This window comes from Cylindrospermopsis curvispora GIHE-G1, assembly GCF_014489415.1.
Lineage (GTDB): Bacteria > Cyanobacteriota > Cyanobacteriia > Cyanobacteriales > Nostocaceae > Raphidiopsis > Raphidiopsis curvispora_A.
In genome coordinates this window covers 1,321,162-1,337,646 of record NZ_CP060822.1, presented here as the reverse complement: position 1 = coordinate 1,337,646, position 16,485 = coordinate 1,321,162, and the positions used below count along the sequence as shown (strand labels likewise).

Genomic DNA, 16,485 nt, shown 5'->3' with positions numbered 1-16,485 from the left:
ACCTCCAATGTCATCTAATTCAATTCTCACATATTCCCCATTTCCCTTCTTTATTTATTGACCCAAATTTCCCCAATAGGCCTTGATATACAAATCCTGTAAATCACTAATCAGTGGATAACGGGGATTAGCACCTGTACATTGATCATCAAATGCTTGCTCAGCCATTATTTCTAATTTCTCGTAGAAAGTTTTTTCATCGGTTTTAATCACATCCTTAATAGTTGCTGGAATCTCCACATCCTGTTTCAGTTTTTCCACAGCAGCAATTAATAGATCTACCTTCTCATCTTCCGTAGCACCTCCCAAATGTAAGTGGTCTGCAATTTTGGCATAGCGCCACTTGGCATTTGGATATTCATATTGGGGAAAAATAGCCTGTTTAAAAGGTGCATCGGTTGCATTGTAGCGAATCACATGGGAAATCATCAAAGCATTAGCCAACCCATGGGGAACATGGAACCGGGCACCTAGTTGATGGGCAAGGGAATGACATATGCCCAAAAAAGCATTTGCAAACGACATGCCAGCTATTGTAGCTGCATAATGAACTTTTTCTCTAGCTTTAGTATCTTTACCTCCATTTTTATAAGCAAATGGTAAGTATTTAAACAGTAGTCGAATTGCTTCTAAAGCCAATCCCTTAGTGTATTCAGAAGCGCAGATAGAAACATAGGATTCAAGGGCATGGGTCAGCGCGTCAATTCCACCATAAGCTGTTAGTGATTTAGGCATATTGAGCACTAATTCCGGATCCACAATTGCCATATTAGGTGTTAGCGCATAATCAGCTAAAGGATATTTGATTCCCGTCCGATCATCCGTCACCACTGCAAACGGTGTCACTTCTGAACCGGTTCCTGATGTGGTCGGAATGGCGACAAATATGGCTTTTTGTCCCAAACTGGGTAGTTCATAGACTCGTTTGCGAATATCCATAAACCGCATCGCTAAACCATCAAATTCCGTTTCTGGATGTTCATACATTAACCAGATCACCTTAGCTGCATCCATTGGGGAACCACCACCAACTGCAATAATTACATCTGGTTGAAAACCATTAGTTTGACCTAGTCCTTTATGAATCGTAGTTAAAGATGGATCAGGTTCCACATCATAAAACACCTGGGTTTTAATGCCAATTTCTTCCAGTACACTGGTGACTTTAGTTGCGATGCCCAATTCAAATAATGGTTGATCTGTAATAATCAAAGCCCGACTTTTCCCTCTTAAGTCCCCTAGTGCAACTGGTAAACAGCCATATTTGAAATATACTTTTGGAGGAACCCGAAACCATAACATATTCTCCCGTCTTTCCGTTACAGTTTTGATGTTGATCAGGTGACGGGGACCCACATTATCACTAACGGAATTGTTTCCCCAACTACCACAACCCAAAGTAAGGGAGGGATCAAGACGAAAGTTATATAAGTCACCAATTGCACCCTGGGATGAAGGTGTATTAACTAACACTCGACTAGTGCGCAGGGTATTTTCAAATTCTGTAATTCTATCTCGTCTTTCTGGTGCTGTATAAAGGACAGAGGTGTGTCCCAGTCCAGCGAACTCAATTAATTTTTCAGCTATAGTTACAGCTTCCAGAAAATTTTTGGCTCGGTACATAGCTAAAATGGGGGAAAGTTTCTCATAAGATAATGGTTCCTGGGTGCCCACTTCATCTACTTCTGTAATTAGAACCTTAGCTTCTTTAGCTATATCTAGTCCAGACATTTGAGCCAATTTGGCTACAGATTGACCAACTATTTCTGGATTTAACCGACCGTTAATGAAAATTAAATCTCTAATTTTTTGCTTTTCTAGGTCATTTAAGAAGTAAGCACCACGGCTGAAAAATTCTTGTCGCACATCTTCGTAAACATCATCTAAAACTATTACGGATTGCTCGCTAGCACAAATCATGCCATTGTCAAAAGTCTTGCTAATCAAAATTGAAGAGACCGCCATTTTAATATGGGCAGTTTCATCAATTACCGCTGGGGTATTACCGGAACCCACACCCAAGGAAGCATGACCTGAAGAATAAGCTGCACGCACCATTGCAGGTCCACCAGTGGCCAGAATTAAATTTATCTGGGGATGCTGCATTAACTGTTGTGATAATGCTACTGTTGGTTCATCAATCCATCCAATAATTCCTGCAGGAGCTCCAGCTGCTACTGCAGCATCCAGAACTATTTTGGCCGCTTCAATTGTGCATTTTTTGGCACGAGGATGGGGTGAAAAGATTATCCCATTACGGGTTTTAAGAGCCAGTAAGGCTTTAAAAATAGCAGTTGAGGTGGGGTTGGTAGTGGGTACAATCCCTGCTAATATGCCCACAGGTTCGGCAATTCGCTGAATTCCAAACTGTTTATCATCTTCGATAATGCCACAGGTTTTTTCATTTTTGTATTTGTTGTAGATATATTCGGAGGCAAAGTGGTTCTTAATTACTTTATCTTCTACAACCCCCATTCCTGTCTCTTCTACTGCCATTTTGGCCAGGGGTATTCTCCCCGCATTAGCAGCACGAGCAGCTTGTTTAAAAATGTGATCTACCTGTTCTTGGCTATATTCGGCATATTTGGCTTGAGCTGTTTTAACCTCTTGAATGAGAATTTGTAGATCTTCTGAAGTTTTGACTGGGTTTGTAGTTTTTTGAGTTGTATACATGGTGGTAACTTTAGTAAATTTATGAGCTATATAGGTTGTCAACTTAGGTATGGAAAAATGGGTGTCAGTTCCTTGATTTGTTTTTAAAAATCCGATTCATTCCACTTTAACTCCATAGTGCTTGAAAATATCTTTGACTTTCTCTATTTCTTCCAGACTAGGAGGAATAGTATTCCCCAGTTCATAGTGATATCCTAGTTCATGCCATTTGTATTCACCTAATTTGTGAAAAGGTAAAATTTCTACTTTTTCCACATTGGTTAGTTGGGATACATACTTTGCTAGTTGACGGACGTTTTCATGACCATCTGTCACATGGGGAACTAGAACAAATCTTATCCATGTTGGCTTATTAATCTCTTGTAAATATTCCGCAAATCTCAAGGTTGGTTCGATGGAAACTCCCGTAACATGAAGATAGGTGTTAGGATCAAAAGACTTGATGTCTAATAAAACTAGGTCTACAAATTCTAGTACGGACTTGGAGGTGGTTAAATCGGGAAATCCAGAAGTATCTAAGGCAGTATGAATGTTTAATTTTTGACACTGACGAAAAACCTCTCGGACAAATTCCGGTTGTAATAAGGGTTCACCACCACTAATGGTAACTCCCCCACCAGTAAATTTCATGTAGGACCTATATTTTTCTATTTCTGTGACTAGTTCTCCTACAGTTATTTCTTTTCCTGTTTTCATGTCACGGGTGTCAGGATTGTGACAATACAAACATCTTAATAGGCAGCCTTGGGTGAAAATGACAAATCTTATACCTGGCCCATCCACTGTACCACAGGTTTCTAGTGAGTGAATGTGACCCAATATTTGAGAAGTTCTGGCATTCATGGAATATATAATGCAATTAGATGTATTGGTAAATTAAAAGATCCATTTTGTTTCATCCTAAGGAGGGAAAATTATATATTAGCAGTTGTTTGTGTTTTATCTGTGGGAAAACAATTACCGGTGACTATTTTTGATCCAAAGTCAACTGAATTAAATGTTTTAACATCTGATGGTGTACATGAGTGATTCCGTATGCAGGACATAGAGAGATTTGAATCGCCTACCGGTATTTCTAAGTGTTGATACATTTTGCACCCCCTAAGTTTTCCTGAATGTGATAAAATTGCGATTATAAGGTAGTCAACAATCAGAAATTCTAAATTCTCCTGATTGATTTTTGATTTACCTTAAGACTACTGGGAAAATTTGAGGAACTTGTGAGGAAACATCCGCAAAAATTAATAAATTAAACCAAAATCTTCATAAAGTTATAAATGTGAGGCTTTTATATGTCCGAAGTAAGTACTCCACGTCCAATCAATAGTCCTGACGAACTGGTGAAAAGTTACACGGGGGGAATCAGATATTTCCAAAATGCACAACTAAGGGAAGCTGATTTGCATAATCTGGATTTAAAGGGTTCTGATTTAAGTTATGCCGATTTGAGCAGTGCCAATCTAAGTAGGGCTAATTTGCGCGGATGCGATTTAAGCTATGCTGACCTAAGTGATGCGAACTTAGAAGGTGCAGATCTGCGGGGCACTATGCTATTTTATACAAATTTACGCCAAGCTAATTTACAGGGTGCTAAGTTAGATAATGCTGATTGGGATAAAAACTCTCCTTATCCTCTATTTCCCAATACAGAACCTACTAAAGATGCGGTCCAATAATGATTCGGTTACTTCTTCTCCGGTAATTTCTCCCAGTGCGTGAATTGCTCCTCTTAAATCAATGGTCCAAAAATCCAGGGGTAATTGGTCTACAATTGTCTTTTGCACTTGTGCTAGATCCATTTGGGCTTGTATTAGAGCTGCTGCTTGTCTTTGATTAATAGCTAGGTCTAGATCCCCAGCTACAATCTTTTGAGTTTGTACTACTTCTAGAATCGCTTGCTCTAAATCTTCAATTCCTCGGTTTTGAGCAGCAGCAGTTTTCACCGCTTTCTCTATGTTTGGACTACATATACCCCCTAAATCTTCCACTAGATCAATTTTGTTGATAACTAGGATCAATGGACGGTGTTTTACTTGTTGATAAATTTCTTCATCTCCACTTTGCCAACCTGCTGTAGCATCAATGGTCAATAATACTAAATCCGCACTGTTAGCAGCTTGACGGGAACGCTCAACCCCAATTTTTTCCACCTGATCTACTGTTTCCCTAATTCCCGCAGTATCCAAAACTTGAATGGGTATTCCCCCCACCACTAACTGGGACTCTACTATATCCCGGGTGGTACCCGGTAAATCAGTCACTATAGCGCGATCGCATTGACTCCAAGCATTTAACAAACTAGATTTTCCCACATTGGGACGACCAACAATAGCAACTTTTAAACCGCTTCTTAATAATTCACCTTTCTCTTTAGTGCTCAATAATCTAACAATTTCCACACTAATTTGATTAATTTGAGTAATTATTCTTTCCTGGTCTAGGGGAGGTAAGTCCTCCTCAAAGTCAATTCTGGCTTCTATCTCTGCTAAAATGTCTAAGCACTGATTCCGTAGGGATCTAATCGGTTGAGCCAATTTCCCCTGCAAACCCGCTAGTGCTGTTTGTGCTGCTTGGGGAGATTTAGCACCCACCAAATCAGCTATGCTTTCAGCTTGGGTTAAATCCAATCTACCATTTAAAAAAGCTCTTAAGCTAAATTCTCCCGGTTGGGCTAATCTTGCACCATGTTCTAAACACAGCTGTAATACCTGTTGTACTGGTATGATTCCCCCATGACAATGAAATTCCACCACGTCTTCCCTGGTGAAAGACCGAGGTGCTTTCATAATCAGTAATAAAGCTTCATCTACAACCTGTTTGGTTTGAGGTTGACGGACAAACCCATACAAAATCCGGTGACTTTCCCAAATCTGTTTCCCTGGAGTGTAAAATAGAGTGTGGGCGATCGCCATTGCTCGGTCACCAGAAACCCGTACAATACCCACACTACCCTGTTGGGGAACAACAGCAGTAGCTATAGCGGCGATCGTCTCAGCATGAGATAATAAATTTGTCATAAAAACTAACTATGGAACCAACAATTAATTGCGCCGAAGCCTGTGTTAATGGCTGTATACTAGGAGACAAATGTCCCCATACTGAGTATAGAGCAGCAACAACAAAATTCATTGAGGATACTCCCCTCGAGAAAATGTTAGAAATAGCTGAGGAGAGACTGCGGAAAAAGATGATGGAACCACCCAAATGGGTTTTTCCTGAGGATCCCTAAGATTTAACATCTAAACTAGAGATACAAAATTTACGACGGGGGGATAATATGCGGGCTTTTGTCACTGGTGGTACGGGTTTTGTAGGTGCTCACGTAGTTAGATGTTTACTGCAATCGGGATATAAAGTAACAGCACTAGTGCGTAAAAATAGCAATCTAGCAAACGTAAAGGGTTTAGAAATAGAGGTAGTGACAGGGGATCTGAATGACCCAGGAATCTGGGAGCAAATGCGGGGTTGTGATTACCTGTTTCACCTAGCAGCTCATTATTCCCTGTGGCAAAAAGACCGCCAGCTATTATATCATCATAATGTGGAAGGGACACGCAATATTTTAAGATCAGCTCAAAAAGCGGGAATTGAACGGACAGTTTATACCAGCTCTGTAGCAGCTATAGGAGTGGGAAAGTCAGGACAAATTGTAGATGAGACCCACCAAAGTCCCTTAAACAAACTAGTAGGAGATTATAAAAAGTCCAAATTTCTAGCAGAGCAGGTGGCAAAAACAGCTGTTCAAGAAGGTCAAGACATAGTAATAGTCAATCCTAGCAGTCCTATAGGTCCTTTAGATATTAAACCCACACCCACAGGAGATATTATTCTCAGATTTTTGCGCCAGCAAATGCCAGCCTACGTAAATACGGGTTTAAACTTTATTGATGTGCGAGATGTAGCTCAAGGACATTTACTAGCTCTAGAAAAGGGAAAAACAGGCGATCGCTATATTTTAGGGAATGAAAATCTGAGTTTAAAAGAACTGCTAGACATACTATCAGAAATTACAGGAATCAAAGCACCACAATTGTCCCTACCATCTTTTATCCCATTAAGTGTAGCTTGGATAGAAGAGAGGGTTTTGGCACCTTTGGGAAAAACCCCCACAGTTCCTATAGACGGAGTTCGCATGGCACAGCAACCAATGTATTATAATGCTTCCAAGTCCATGCGCATCTTGGGACTACCCCAGTCTTCTGTTCAGGTAGCGCTCCAAGATGCTGTCCGTTGGTTTGTGTCTAATGGTTATGTAAAATACTAGAGGGGTTTCGTATGGCAATTAATCTGCAACAAGCGATGGATATTGGGAAGTACCTATTCAAACAACGTCTATCAGGAAAAAAACGCTTCCCTTTAGTTTTGATGTTAGAACCACTGTTTCGTTGTAACTTAGCCTGCTCAGGGTGTGGAAAAATCCAGCATCCCACGGAAGTTCTTAAACAAAACTTGTCACCAGACCAGTGTTTTGCAGCAGTGGAAGAATGTGGTGCACCAGTAGTTTCCATTCCGGGAGGAGAACCCCTATTACACCCACAAATTGATCAAATTGTCCAGGGTTTAGTAGATCGTAAAAAATACGTTTACTTATGTACAAACGGACTGCTTTTAGAAAAGAGTCTGCATAAGTTTAAACCATCTCCCTATCTTACCTTTAGTGTTCATCTAGATGGAATGAAAGAGTGGCATGATCACTGTGTGGATAGAAAAGGAGTGTTTGATGTTGCTGTAGCGGCAATTCGTGCTGCTAAATCCCAGGGTTTTCGTGTCACAACCAACACCACCATTTTCACTGGTTGTAATGTGGAGGAAATGCAAGGGTTTTTTGATTTTCTGGAAACTTTGAAAGTTGATGGGATGATGATTTCACCTGGTTACAGTTATGAATGGGCTCCAGACCAAGATCACTTTTTACAAAGGGAACAAACTAGAGCATTATTCCGAGAAATTCTCGCCCCCTATCAATCAGGAAAGAAAAATTGGAACTTCAATCACAACCCCCTGTTTTTGGATTTTCTCATTGGTGAGAAGGATTATGAATGTACTCCTTGGGGTAGTCCCAGTTATAGTGTTTTGGGATGGCAAAAACCCTGTTACCTATTAAACGAGGGTTATTATCAAACTTTCCAAGAGTTGCTAGACCAGACCGACTGGAGTAAGTATGGGCACGCCAGTGGTAATCCTAAATGTGCCGATTGTATGGTGCATTGTGGTTATGAACCAACTGCAGCAATAGATGCTATGCAACCACAAAATATAGCTCGTTCTCTCAGCACTGTTTTTGGTAGATAAGCATAAATGGGGCGATCTAGCCCCTGTCCCTAGATATGGGGGGAAGATCCAACATTAATTATTTAAACAACAATGGCAATCGCCCTAACTGCGAATGACGGTAATGGTTCGTCCCCCCGGACTAGTAGCTTCCTCCGTACTAATTCTCTCTCCCATGGGTGGTAACCCCGCACGGCGATCAAAAATCACTAACCAACCTGTATCTAATCCTAACCCATCCAGGTATTTATCCAGTTGGGTTAAACCCTTGGTTAACGGATCTAACTTTTCCTTCCGCACCTTTAACTCTATGCCCATCACTACTTTGCCATAGCGTAAACAAATATCCATCCTTCCAGAACCAATGGCATATTCTCGTTCTAACGTACCACCACCATTCACTACCCGATGCAAAAATGCCATTAATACCAAATGGGGAGCAATCTCATGGTAGGGCGCACTTTTGAGCAGTGGTTCCCCATGTTGTCGCCAAAATTCCAAAAAAGAGTCTAATAGGATTTGAGGGTTGAGTGTGCCATCAGGGTTTAACCAGTTGGGTTCCACCGAAGTTAAAGAGGCGATCGCCACGGAGGCTAAAGCTTTAGGTAAAATCTCTCGATAAATAGGGTTAGCAATTTCCAGTCCACCCCCGCGATCGCGACGGCATAAACCCAGATCTAACACGTATCGTAAGTTATCTTCTGGCGTATCAGCTAAGTCTTCACCAGCTAACATAGGTTGAATAATGTCCCTGACCCTATCTTCCCGTAATCTTTCTGCCAAGCTATCTAAATGGGTATCCTGGCGTCGAATCAGAATTTCCTTAGCCTGGTTAATCACTTCACCAGTAATGGGTTGGGTGATATCTTTCACTAAAACCTGAGTAGCTTGACGAGCTAGGGCGTTGACTAACCACGGTTGTCCATCGGTCAAATAAAATGCCTGGTGGATCGCTTCCGGGGTAAACACCTGTCCTGTAGCTTGCGTATGTTGTAAGTAAAGTTCTTCTACTTCTGATAAAGTAAAATTACTGAGGGTTAAAGACTCAGCCTTGATATTGAAAGGACTGGAAGTATTAAGTCTTTCACTTCCACCGGATTTAACCTTATAGTCCCGCACATCCCGCATACCAATCAACCCTACCGAATGGGGAAACCCCTGGGGACGACGGGGAAAACCTGAACGTAATTGTCTTAAAATAAAGATTAAAGCTTCATCTGTTAGGGAATCTATTTCATCTAAAAAGATTACAAGAGGTCTTGGAGATTGGCCAGACCACTCACCTAAAATTTTGCCTATTCCTGAGTCTGCTCCACGCTCTGGCCAATAGGACGGTTGCAGTTCTTTGGGTAAGTAAAATTTGATCGCCTGTTTCCATTCTTCCAAAATAACCTGCTCCGCTTGCTGGGGATTATGGGAAAACCCTGATCCTACTTCCACAGAGAGCATGACGGCGGTGTATTGACCACTATCAGTCAATTCTTGAGCTAGAGCTATCATAGCGGTGGTCTTGCCTACTTGTCGCGGCGCATGAATGATAAAGTAATTTTCTCCATCAATTAGCGCTTTTAACTCCGGTAGGCGAGCGGTGGGGGAGAGCATATAGTGGATGTTAGCTTTACATGGTCCAGCAGTGTTAAAGTGTTTAGCCATGGTGGAGGTTTTGAAAAAATAACCTTAACAACTTTATTCTAGAACCTAAGTAGGTGGGTGGAATTAAATATAAGATGAACGTAGGTTGGGTTGAAGTATGAAACCCAAAATTAATGATTTAAATAACAATGGCGACGCATACCCAGTGCTTCGCGACTAACTGCGAATAACGGTAATAGTGCGTCCCCCCGGACTAATGACCTCTTCCGTACTAATTCTCTCGCCCATGGGTGGTAATCCCGCACGGCGATCAAAAATCACTAACCAACCTGTATCCAATCCTAGCCCACCCAAGTATTTATCCAGTTGGGTCAAACCCTTGGTTAAGGGATCCAACTTTTCTCTCCGCACCTTTAACTCTATGCCCATCACTACCTTGCCGTAGCGTAAACAAATATCCATTCTTCCAGAACCAATGGCATATTCCCGTTCTAACGTACCCCCACCATTTACTACTCGATGTAAAAATGCCATTAATACCAAATGGGGAGCAATCTCATGGTAGGGCGCACTTTTGAGTAGTGGTTCCCCATGTTGTCGCCAAAACTCCAGAAATGCTTCCAATAATTCATCGGGTAATAGCTCCCCCTGTTCATTTAACCAACGAGGTTCAATAACTCCAATGGAAGCTCTGGTTGTGTAACTTAACACCAAGGGTAGAACTTCCCGATAAATTGGATTGGCAATTTCCAAACCCTGTCCCCGGTCTCGACACAGTCCTAAATCCAGGACATAACGAATATCATCCTGGGGTACATCAGGTAAATCTTCACCTGCTAAAATTGGTTCAATAATGGTTTTGACCCGCTCTTCCCGTAATCTTTCTGCTAAGCTATCTAAATGGGTATCCTGGCGCTGAATGAGAATTTCTTTGGCTCGGTTAATGACTTCAGCAGTAATGGGTTGGGTAATGTCTTTCACCAAAACCTGGGTAGCTTGACGAGCTAGGGCGTTGACTAACCACGGTTGTCCATCGGTCAAATAAAATGCCTGGTGGATCGCTTCTATGGTAAACACCTGTCCCGTAGCCTGCGTATGTTGTAAGTAAAGTTCTTCTACTTCTGATAAAGTAAAATTACTGAGGGTTAAAGACTCAGCCTTGATATTGAAAGGACTGGAGGTATTAAGTCTTTCACTTCCACCAGATTTAACCTTATAGTCCCGCACATCCCGCATACCAATTAACCCCACCGAATGGGGAAACCCCTGGGGACGACGGGGAAAACCCGAACGTAATTGTCTTAAAATAAAGATTAAAGCTTCATCTGTTAGGGAATCTATTTCATCTAAAAAGATTACAAGAGGTCTTGGAGATTGGCCAGACCACTCACTTAAAGTTTTGCCTATTCCTGAGTCTGCTCCACGCTCTGGCCAATAGGACGGTTGCAGTTCTTTGGGTAAGTAAAATTTGATCGCCTGTTTCCATTCTTCCAAAATAACCTGCTCCGCTTGCTGGGGATTATGGGAAAACCCTGATCCTACTTCCACGGATAGCATGACGGCGGTGTATTGACCACTATCAGTCAATTCTTGAGCGAGGGCTATCATAGCGGTGGTTTTGCCTACTTGTCGCGGTGCATGAATGATAAAGTAATTGCGACCATCAATTAGTGCTTTCAAATCCGGTAGTCGAACCGTTGGGGAGAGCATATAGTGGATGTCAGATTGGCAAGGACCAGCAGTATTAAAGTGTTTGGGCATGGTGAGAAGGAGTTTTTAAAAATAACCTTACCGATTTTATCTTGAATGTCGGGGTAAAGACCCTCGCTTTTAGCGACGGGATGAAACCCCGACCAGTATAAAACAGCGAAGCACGACGTAAAATCTCAGTGTTCACTAAAATCTTGACGATTTGTGCTATGCAGGTTAAAATAATACGCCATAAAAAAAGCCCCCCACCAGGTGAGGAGCTTTCTATTTACGAGGATTGCTTATTAACCGTTGATTGCGGGAGCGGTTAATGCTACAGGTGCTACTTCACCAGCAGCTAGGTCTAAGGGGAAGTTATGGGCGTTACGCTCGTGCATTACTTCCATACCTAGGTTAGCGCGGTTGATTACATCCGCCCATGTACCTATTACACGACCTTGAGAATCAATGATTGATTGGTTGAAGTTGAATCCATTCAGGTTGAATGCCATGGTGCTTACACCCAGTGCTGTAAACCATATTCCTACTACTGGCCATGCTGCCAAGAAGAAGTGTAGTGAACGGCTGTTGTTGAATGAAGCATATTGGAATATCAAGCGACCAAAGTAACCGTGTGCTGCTACGATGTTGTAGGTTTCTTCCTCCTGTCCGAACTTGTAACCATAGTTCTGAGACTCGGTTTCAGTTGTTTCTCTTACTAAGGAAGATGTTACCAAGGAACCGTGCATAGCGCTGAACAAGCTACCACCGAATACACCTGCTACTCCTAACATGTGGAAGGGGTGCATGAGGATGTTATGCTCTGCTTGGAACACAATCATGAAGTTGAAGGTTCCAGAGATACCTAAAGGCATACCATCAGAGAATGAACCTTGTCCGATGGGGTAGATTAAAAATACTGCGGTAGCAGCTGCCAAAGGAGCGGAGAATGCTACGCAAATCCAAGGGCGCATGCCTAAACGGAAGGATAATTCCCATTCACGACCTAGGTAGCAAGCTACACCAATCAAGAAGTGGAAAATTACTAGTTGGTAAGGACCACCGTTGTATAACCATTCATCTAAGGATGCAGCTTCCCAAATGGGGTAGAAGTGCAAACCAATAGCGTTGGAGGAGGGAACCACAGCACCGGAGATGATGTTGTTACCGTACATCAAGGAACCAGCTACGGGTTCGCGAATACCGTCGATGTCCACGGGAGGAGCAGCAATAAAAGCAATGATGAAGCAAGTGGTAGCTGCGAGAAGGGTGGGGATCATTAACACGCCGAACCAACCAATATAAAGGCGGTTGTTGGTGCTGGTGATAAATTCACAGAAGCGATCCCATACGTTAGCGCTTTGGCGCTGTTGAATGGCAGTGGTCATGTTTTTATAAATGCGGTTTAACCGGATGTTTATGTATGTTCAGGTAGGTGTTTCTACCTTATGAACTTATATTAAGACAGATGTTTAGTTTTGTAAAGGGGTTTTTACAAAATTTTTAATAATTTTGCCAATTAGGGATTTTCCTATATGTGGTAGGGGTTTTCGCCTCCTGGAGGTATTTTATATGTATGTAGACGAGTTTTTAAGTTTGTAGGTTGGGTTGACGCTAGGAAACCCAACATTAATAATTTAAACAACAATGGCGATCTCCCATAGGGAGTGCTTCGCAATCGCCCTAACTGCGAATAACGGTAATAGTGCGTCCCCCTGGAATAATAGCTTCCTCCGTACTAATTCTCTCTCCCATAGGTGGTAATCCCAAAACCGCTGGGGACGACGGAGAAAACCCGAACGAATTGTCTTAAAGTAAAGATTAAAGCTTCATCTGTAAAGCAATACCATTGCCAAATTTACTAACTACTGGTTCTCAGTTGATTTACTTTCATTGCTGTGCTGTAGCTTATAATATAAGTGCGATTACACTTATTCAAGGCAAAGCATACGTGTTTTTTATACTCATTACCATTTTGACACAGCGCAAACAAATATCCATCCTTCCAGAACCAATGGCATATTCTTGTTCTAACGTGCCACCATCATTTGCTACTCGGTGTAAAAGTGCCATTAATACTAAATGGTGAGTAATCTCATGGTAGGGTGCACTTTTTAGTAGTGGTTCTCCATGTTGTCGCCAAAATTCTAAGAAAGAGTCTAATAGGATTTGAGGGTTGAGTGTACCATTAGGATTTAACCAGTTGGGCTCCACCGAAGTTAAAGAGGCGATCGCCACTGCGGATAAGGTTTTAGGTAAAATCTCTCGATAAATAGGGTTAGCAATTTCTAGTTCAACCCCGGGTAGAGCATTGAGGGGAAAGTTTTGTCGAATGGTGTGCTAGTATAACATTACATGCAATTGGGCAAATGCAAAGAAAAAATGCTTTATGAGCAGAATAATCAAGCAGCTACTAAACAACAGACAAGTAATTTTCGATAAAGGAAGCTTTGATTTTTGGTGTGTTTATGTTGTTGAACAAAATGGGTCAAAACAAGCACCTTTTGATGTAGACTACTTTGATTACTTAAATAACATTTCAAAACATTATGAAACGGACAAAGTTTATAATGATTTTGTTGAGACTTATAATAAAACAAGCAAAATTATCGACCAAAATGTTTTAAGTTTGATAGATAGCTTAGTTTTAACTTACAGAGTAGAACATCAAGCGTTAGTGGAGCAATGGTTTGTAGTTATCTATGCTGGAATGATTGCAGAAGAAAACAAGCAATATGCAATACTAAAAAAAAGGATTAAACGATTAGGTATGCATCAATTACTCAAATTAGGATATGAACCAAGAATTGCAGCAAATTTTAGCAAAGGTAAAAAATGGCGTGAGCTTGATGAAATCATGAAGGGATTGGGCTTTTGAACAATAAGCAAGTGGACTACATCAAGCGGAGTAGTTTTTATTGCAGTTTTTTAGCAACACCTAAACCAGGAATTCCTTATATTTATGTCTTTATTTAATGCAGCTTTCGCACAAAATCCTAAACCGTTTCTTAAATGGGTAGGTGGTAAGACTCAATTAATTAATGAAATTGATCAACTGATTAGTCATCATATATCCAAGTATAATACTTATACTTACATTGAGCCATTTGTTGGTGGAGGAGCAGTATTATTTTATATTTTATCAAATTTTCCTCAAATAAATAACATTATTATCAATGATATCAATTCAAACTTAATAAGTACTTACAAGCTAATAAAGGAGGATTACAGGAAATTAGTTTTGGTGCTTGCAGAAATTGAACAAACTTATTATAATCTCACCTCACTTGAGAATAAACAACAATTTTACTTAGCCAAAAGAGATGAGTTTAATCAAGAGGATAGTGAATTTTCCCTAGTTAATAAAACTGCCTTAATGCTGTTTTTAAATAAAACTTGCTTTAATGGTTTATATCGAGTTAATAAAAAAGGTAAATTTAATGTACCTTTTGGCAAGTATAAACAACCTAAAATTTGCAATCTAGAAAATATTATTTCGGTCCATTACCATTTACAAAATGTTAAAATTTTCCAGGGAGATTTTACAGAAACTATAAGATATGCCAAAGAGCCAACCCTGTTTTATTTGGATCCTCCTTATAAACCCATTAATGATACTTCTGCATTTACATCCTACTCTTTAGAAAATTTCAATGACCAAGATCAACTTAGACTTAAAAATTTTTGCGATCAAATACATATGAATGGACATTATTTTATCTTGAGCAATTCAGATGTTAAAAATTTTAATGATGAAAATACTTTTTTTGATGACCTTTATGAAGGTTACAATATTAAGCGAGTGAAAGCCAGACGGAATATTAATTCTAAAGGTGATTGTCGAGGTGAATTGTTTGAATTGCTAATTAGCAATTTCTAAATTAGCAATTTCTATATACATTTTCATGAGAATTGGTTACGGAGGGGTCATTCCAGGAGTCAAATCTGATTTTTGGCTTTGATTTGTAAGTACCTTTCCACCAACTGCTCGGAAATTTGATTTGTTGGTGCATCCAGCACCAAAACCCCCTGTTGTTTCAACTGAGCAAAAGCAATTTCTCTTTGTGATATCAAGTCCAAAGAAACAGCTCGATTATAAGCCTGTGTTAAGTCTTGACTAAAAGTTTGAGCTATTTGATCAATCCGAGGATCCCTGAGTGTTACACAAAAAGGTAGATATCGAGGCACTAATTTACACAGCGCTACTAGTAGTTCATGGGAAGCAGTAACATCCACTAAATCAGTAATTAACACTACTAGGGATCTACGAGTCTGTTGTTTTACCACATAGGTAATGGCATTTAAATAATCAGACTCCACTAAGACTGGTTCAATAGGTGTAAGTCTTTCTATAAGTTGATTGAGGTGATTTTGTCCTCGTTCTGGAGGTATCCAGGTGTGCATCTGAGAGTCAAATACCCCCACCCCCACGCGATCGCCCCTCTGTAATCCTGCTAATGCCAAAGACAAGGTGGTATTTAAACCCCAATCATATCGTTTTAAACCTTGTACCTTAGCTGTCATTAATCTACCACGGTCTAATAATATAAGCAGGTTTTGTTCCTGTTCTGGATTCAGCACTTTTACTAGGGGACTCATATTTCCATAAGCACGTCTAGCTGTGGCTTTCCAATGAATTAACCGCAGGTCATCCCCCATACAGTAATTACGGAGTTCAGCAAATTCCGTTCCCATTCCCTGTTGACGCAATTTAGTGATAGATCCAGAAGATTGTAGGGTTAAACGAATAGCGAGGGATCTGAGTCCTAACAAATCAGGATATACCTTAACCATAGTTTTTTGGGGAATTTGCCAATTGTCCCACCCCAGAGCCCAATTTCCCAATTGTCGAACTTGAATATTTCCCCACCAAAATTCTCCTCGTTGATTGGGTCTAATGGTGTATTTTACTTCCTGAGTATGATTTGGGGGAAGGTTAACTGTGAGGTTAGATGTGGATACGGGAAATTCTGTGGGATAGTAATCACGAATTTGAATAGCACTATTGACATTCCCAGACTCTACATTCAATATTACTAAATTGTCACGTCCAATAGATAAACGTAGAGGTAGTTGACGACTAATTTTCACCCGATGTCTTCTGATATTGAAGCAGTCAATCACCATCAGTCCCATGACCACCAAATCAAATAACAGGGTAAAGGTAATACTCTGGTAAATACCCACAATCACGGACAAAATGGGTGAAATAACTATTCCTAAACCCAATAAGAAATAAACTTTTTTAGCTGGAATCAT

At 40.6% G+C, this 16,485-nt stretch carries 13 protein-coding genes and 1 pseudogene; 6 read left to right on the top strand and 8 right to left on the bottom strand.

Annotated elements, in window-relative coordinates:
* Window positions 1-54: 54 nt before the first annotated feature.
* Window positions 55-2,673: a bifunctional acetaldehyde-CoA/alcohol dehydrogenase gene (gene adhE / locus IAR63_RS06235; RefSeq protein WP_187706976.1), complete on the bottom strand. Its 2,619-nt coding sequence runs from the start codon at window positions 2,671-2,673 to the stop codon at window positions 55-57.
* Window positions 2,674-2,769: 96 nt separating this feature from the next.
* Complete coding sequence (pflA, locus tag IAR63_RS06230; protein ID WP_187706975.1) at window positions 2,770-3,516, bottom strand: pyruvate formate-lyase-activating protein; 747 nt, start codon at window positions 3,514-3,516, stop codon at window positions 2,770-2,772.
* A gap of 449 nt (window positions 3,517-3,965) precedes the next feature.
* Between pflA and IAR63_RS06225 the strand changes: the two genes are divergently transcribed.
* Window positions 3,966-4,349, top strand: coding sequence for an Alr5209 family pentapeptide repeat protein (locus IAR63_RS06225; RefSeq protein WP_187706974.1), 384 nt, complete (start codon window positions 3,966-3,968; stop codon window positions 4,347-4,349).
* Here IAR63_RS06225 and mnmE read toward each other — a convergent pair.
* Window positions 4,308-5,690, bottom strand: coding sequence for a tRNA uridine-5-carboxymethylaminomethyl(34) synthesis GTPase MnmE (gene mnmE, locus IAR63_RS06220; protein ID WP_187706973.1), 1,383 nt, complete (start codon window positions 5,688-5,690; stop codon window positions 4,308-4,310). The two genes, IAR63_RS06225 and mnmE, sit on opposite strands and share 42 nt — an antisense overlap.
* An 11-nt stretch (window positions 5,691-5,701) precedes the next feature.
* Between mnmE and IAR63_RS06215 the strand changes: the two genes are divergently transcribed.
* Genes IAR63_RS06215 through hpnH form a run of 3 tightly spaced genes read left to right on the top strand, consistent with a single transcriptional unit; the run spans window position 5,702 to window position 7,965 of the window.
* Window positions 5,702-5,902 (top strand): hypothetical protein, encoded by a 201-nt coding sequence (locus tag IAR63_RS06215; protein WP_006278683.1) that lies wholly within the window; start codon window positions 5,702-5,704, stop codon window positions 5,900-5,902.
* Window positions 5,903-5,950: 48 nt separating this feature from the next.
* Window positions 5,951-6,937, top strand: a complete 987-nt coding sequence (gene hpnA / locus IAR63_RS06210) for a hopanoid-associated sugar epimerase (RefSeq protein ID WP_187706972.1) — start codon at window positions 5,951-5,953, stop codon at window positions 6,935-6,937.
* An 11-nt stretch (window positions 6,938-6,948) separates the two neighbouring features.
* The gene (gene hpnH / locus IAR63_RS06205; RefSeq protein ID WP_187706971.1) at window positions 6,949-7,965 is read left to right on the top strand and encodes an adenosyl-hopene transferase HpnH; all 1,017 of its coding nucleotides are present in this window, start codon (window positions 6,949-6,951) and stop codon (window positions 7,963-7,965) included.
* 84 nt (window positions 7,966-8,049) lie between these two features.
* On the opposite strand, the gene IAR63_RS06200 is transcribed toward hpnH, so the two are convergent.
* The 4 genes and pseudogenes from IAR63_RS06200 to IAR63_RS06185 all read right to left on the bottom strand — a co-directional run.
* A complete protein-coding gene (locus IAR63_RS06200) occupies window positions 8,050-9,597 on the bottom strand; it encodes an ATP-binding protein (protein ID WP_187706970.1) in 1,548 nt (515 codons plus the stop codon).
* A 156-nt stretch (window positions 9,598-9,753) separates the two neighbouring features.
* Window positions 9,754-11,298: an AAA-like domain-containing protein gene (locus IAR63_RS06195; RefSeq protein ID WP_187706969.1), complete on the bottom strand. Its 1,545-nt coding sequence runs from the start codon at window positions 11,296-11,298 to the stop codon at window positions 9,754-9,756.
* A 233-nt stretch (window positions 11,299-11,531) separates the two neighbouring features.
* Window positions 11,532-12,614: a photosystem II q(b) protein gene (gene psbA, locus IAR63_RS06190; RefSeq protein ID WP_006277031.1), complete on the bottom strand. Its 1,083-nt coding sequence runs from the start codon at window positions 12,612-12,614 to the stop codon at window positions 11,532-11,534.
* A 568-nt stretch (window positions 12,615-13,182) separates the two neighbouring features.
* A pseudogene (locus tag IAR63_RS06185) lies at window positions 13,183-13,527 on the bottom strand (ATP-binding protein); the annotation flags it as partial.
* Window positions 13,528-13,615: 88 nt separating this feature from the next.
* Here IAR63_RS06185 and IAR63_RS06180 point away from each other — a divergent pair.
* Together IAR63_RS06180 and IAR63_RS06175 are read left to right on the top strand one after the other, a co-directional pair.
* A complete protein-coding gene (locus IAR63_RS06180; RefSeq protein WP_187706968.1) occupies window positions 13,616-14,104 on the top strand; it encodes a DUF7004 family protein in 489 nt (162 codons plus the stop codon).
* 84 nt (window positions 14,105-14,188) lie between these two features.
* Entirely contained in the window at window positions 14,189-15,106 is a 918-nt protein-coding gene (locus tag IAR63_RS06175) for a DNA adenine methylase (protein WP_187706967.1), read from the top strand.
* A 59-nt stretch (window positions 15,107-15,165) separates the two neighbouring features.
* On the opposite strand, the gene IAR63_RS06170 is transcribed toward IAR63_RS06175, so the two are convergent.
* Window positions 15,166-16,485 carry a DUF58 domain-containing protein gene (locus IAR63_RS06170; RefSeq protein WP_187706966.1) on the bottom strand — a complete coding sequence of 440 codons (1,320 nt, stop codon included), beginning with the start codon at window positions 16,483-16,485 and terminating at the stop codon, window positions 15,166-15,168.

Coding starts and splice junctions, on each gene's coding strand:
- adhE (WP_187706976.1), bottom strand. CDS start 2,673: ATGTATACAACTCAAAAAACTACAAACCCAGTCAAAACTTCAGAAGAT.
- pflA (WP_187706975.1), bottom strand. CDS start 3,516: ATGAATGCCAGAACTTCTCAAATATTGGGTCACATTCACTCACTAGAA.
- IAR63_RS06225 (WP_187706974.1), top strand. CDS start 3,966: ATGTCCGAAGTAAGTACTCCACGTCCAATCAATAGTCCTGACGAACTG.
- mnmE (WP_187706973.1), bottom strand. CDS start 5,690: ATGACAAATTTATTATCTCATGCTGAGACGATCGCCGCTATAGCTACT.
- IAR63_RS06215 (WP_006278683.1), top strand. CDS start 5,702: ATGGAACCAACAATTAATTGCGCCGAAGCCTGTGTTAATGGCTGTATA.
- hpnA (WP_187706972.1), top strand. CDS start 5,951: ATGCGGGCTTTTGTCACTGGTGGTACGGGTTTTGTAGGTGCTCACGTA.
- hpnH (WP_187706971.1), top strand. CDS start 6,949: ATGGCAATTAATCTGCAACAAGCGATGGATATTGGGAAGTACCTATTC.
- IAR63_RS06200 (WP_187706970.1), bottom strand. CDS start 9,597: ATGGCTAAACACTTTAACACTGCTGGACCATGTAAAGCTAACATCCAC.
- IAR63_RS06195 (WP_187706969.1), bottom strand. CDS start 11,298: ATGCCCAAACACTTTAATACTGCTGGTCCTTGCCAATCTGACATCCAC.
- psbA (WP_006277031.1), bottom strand. CDS start 12,614: ATGACCACTGCCATTCAACAGCGCCAAAGCGCTAACGTATGGGATCGC.
- IAR63_RS06180 (WP_187706968.1), top strand. CDS start 13,616: ATGAGCAGAATAATCAAGCAGCTACTAAACAACAGACAAGTAATTTTC.
- IAR63_RS06175 (WP_187706967.1), top strand. CDS start 14,189: ATGTCTTTATTTAATGCAGCTTTCGCACAAAATCCTAAACCGTTTCTT.
- IAR63_RS06170 (WP_187706966.1), bottom strand. CDS start 16,485: ATGATTCCAGCTAAAAAAGTTTATTTCTTATTGGGTTTAGGAATAGTT.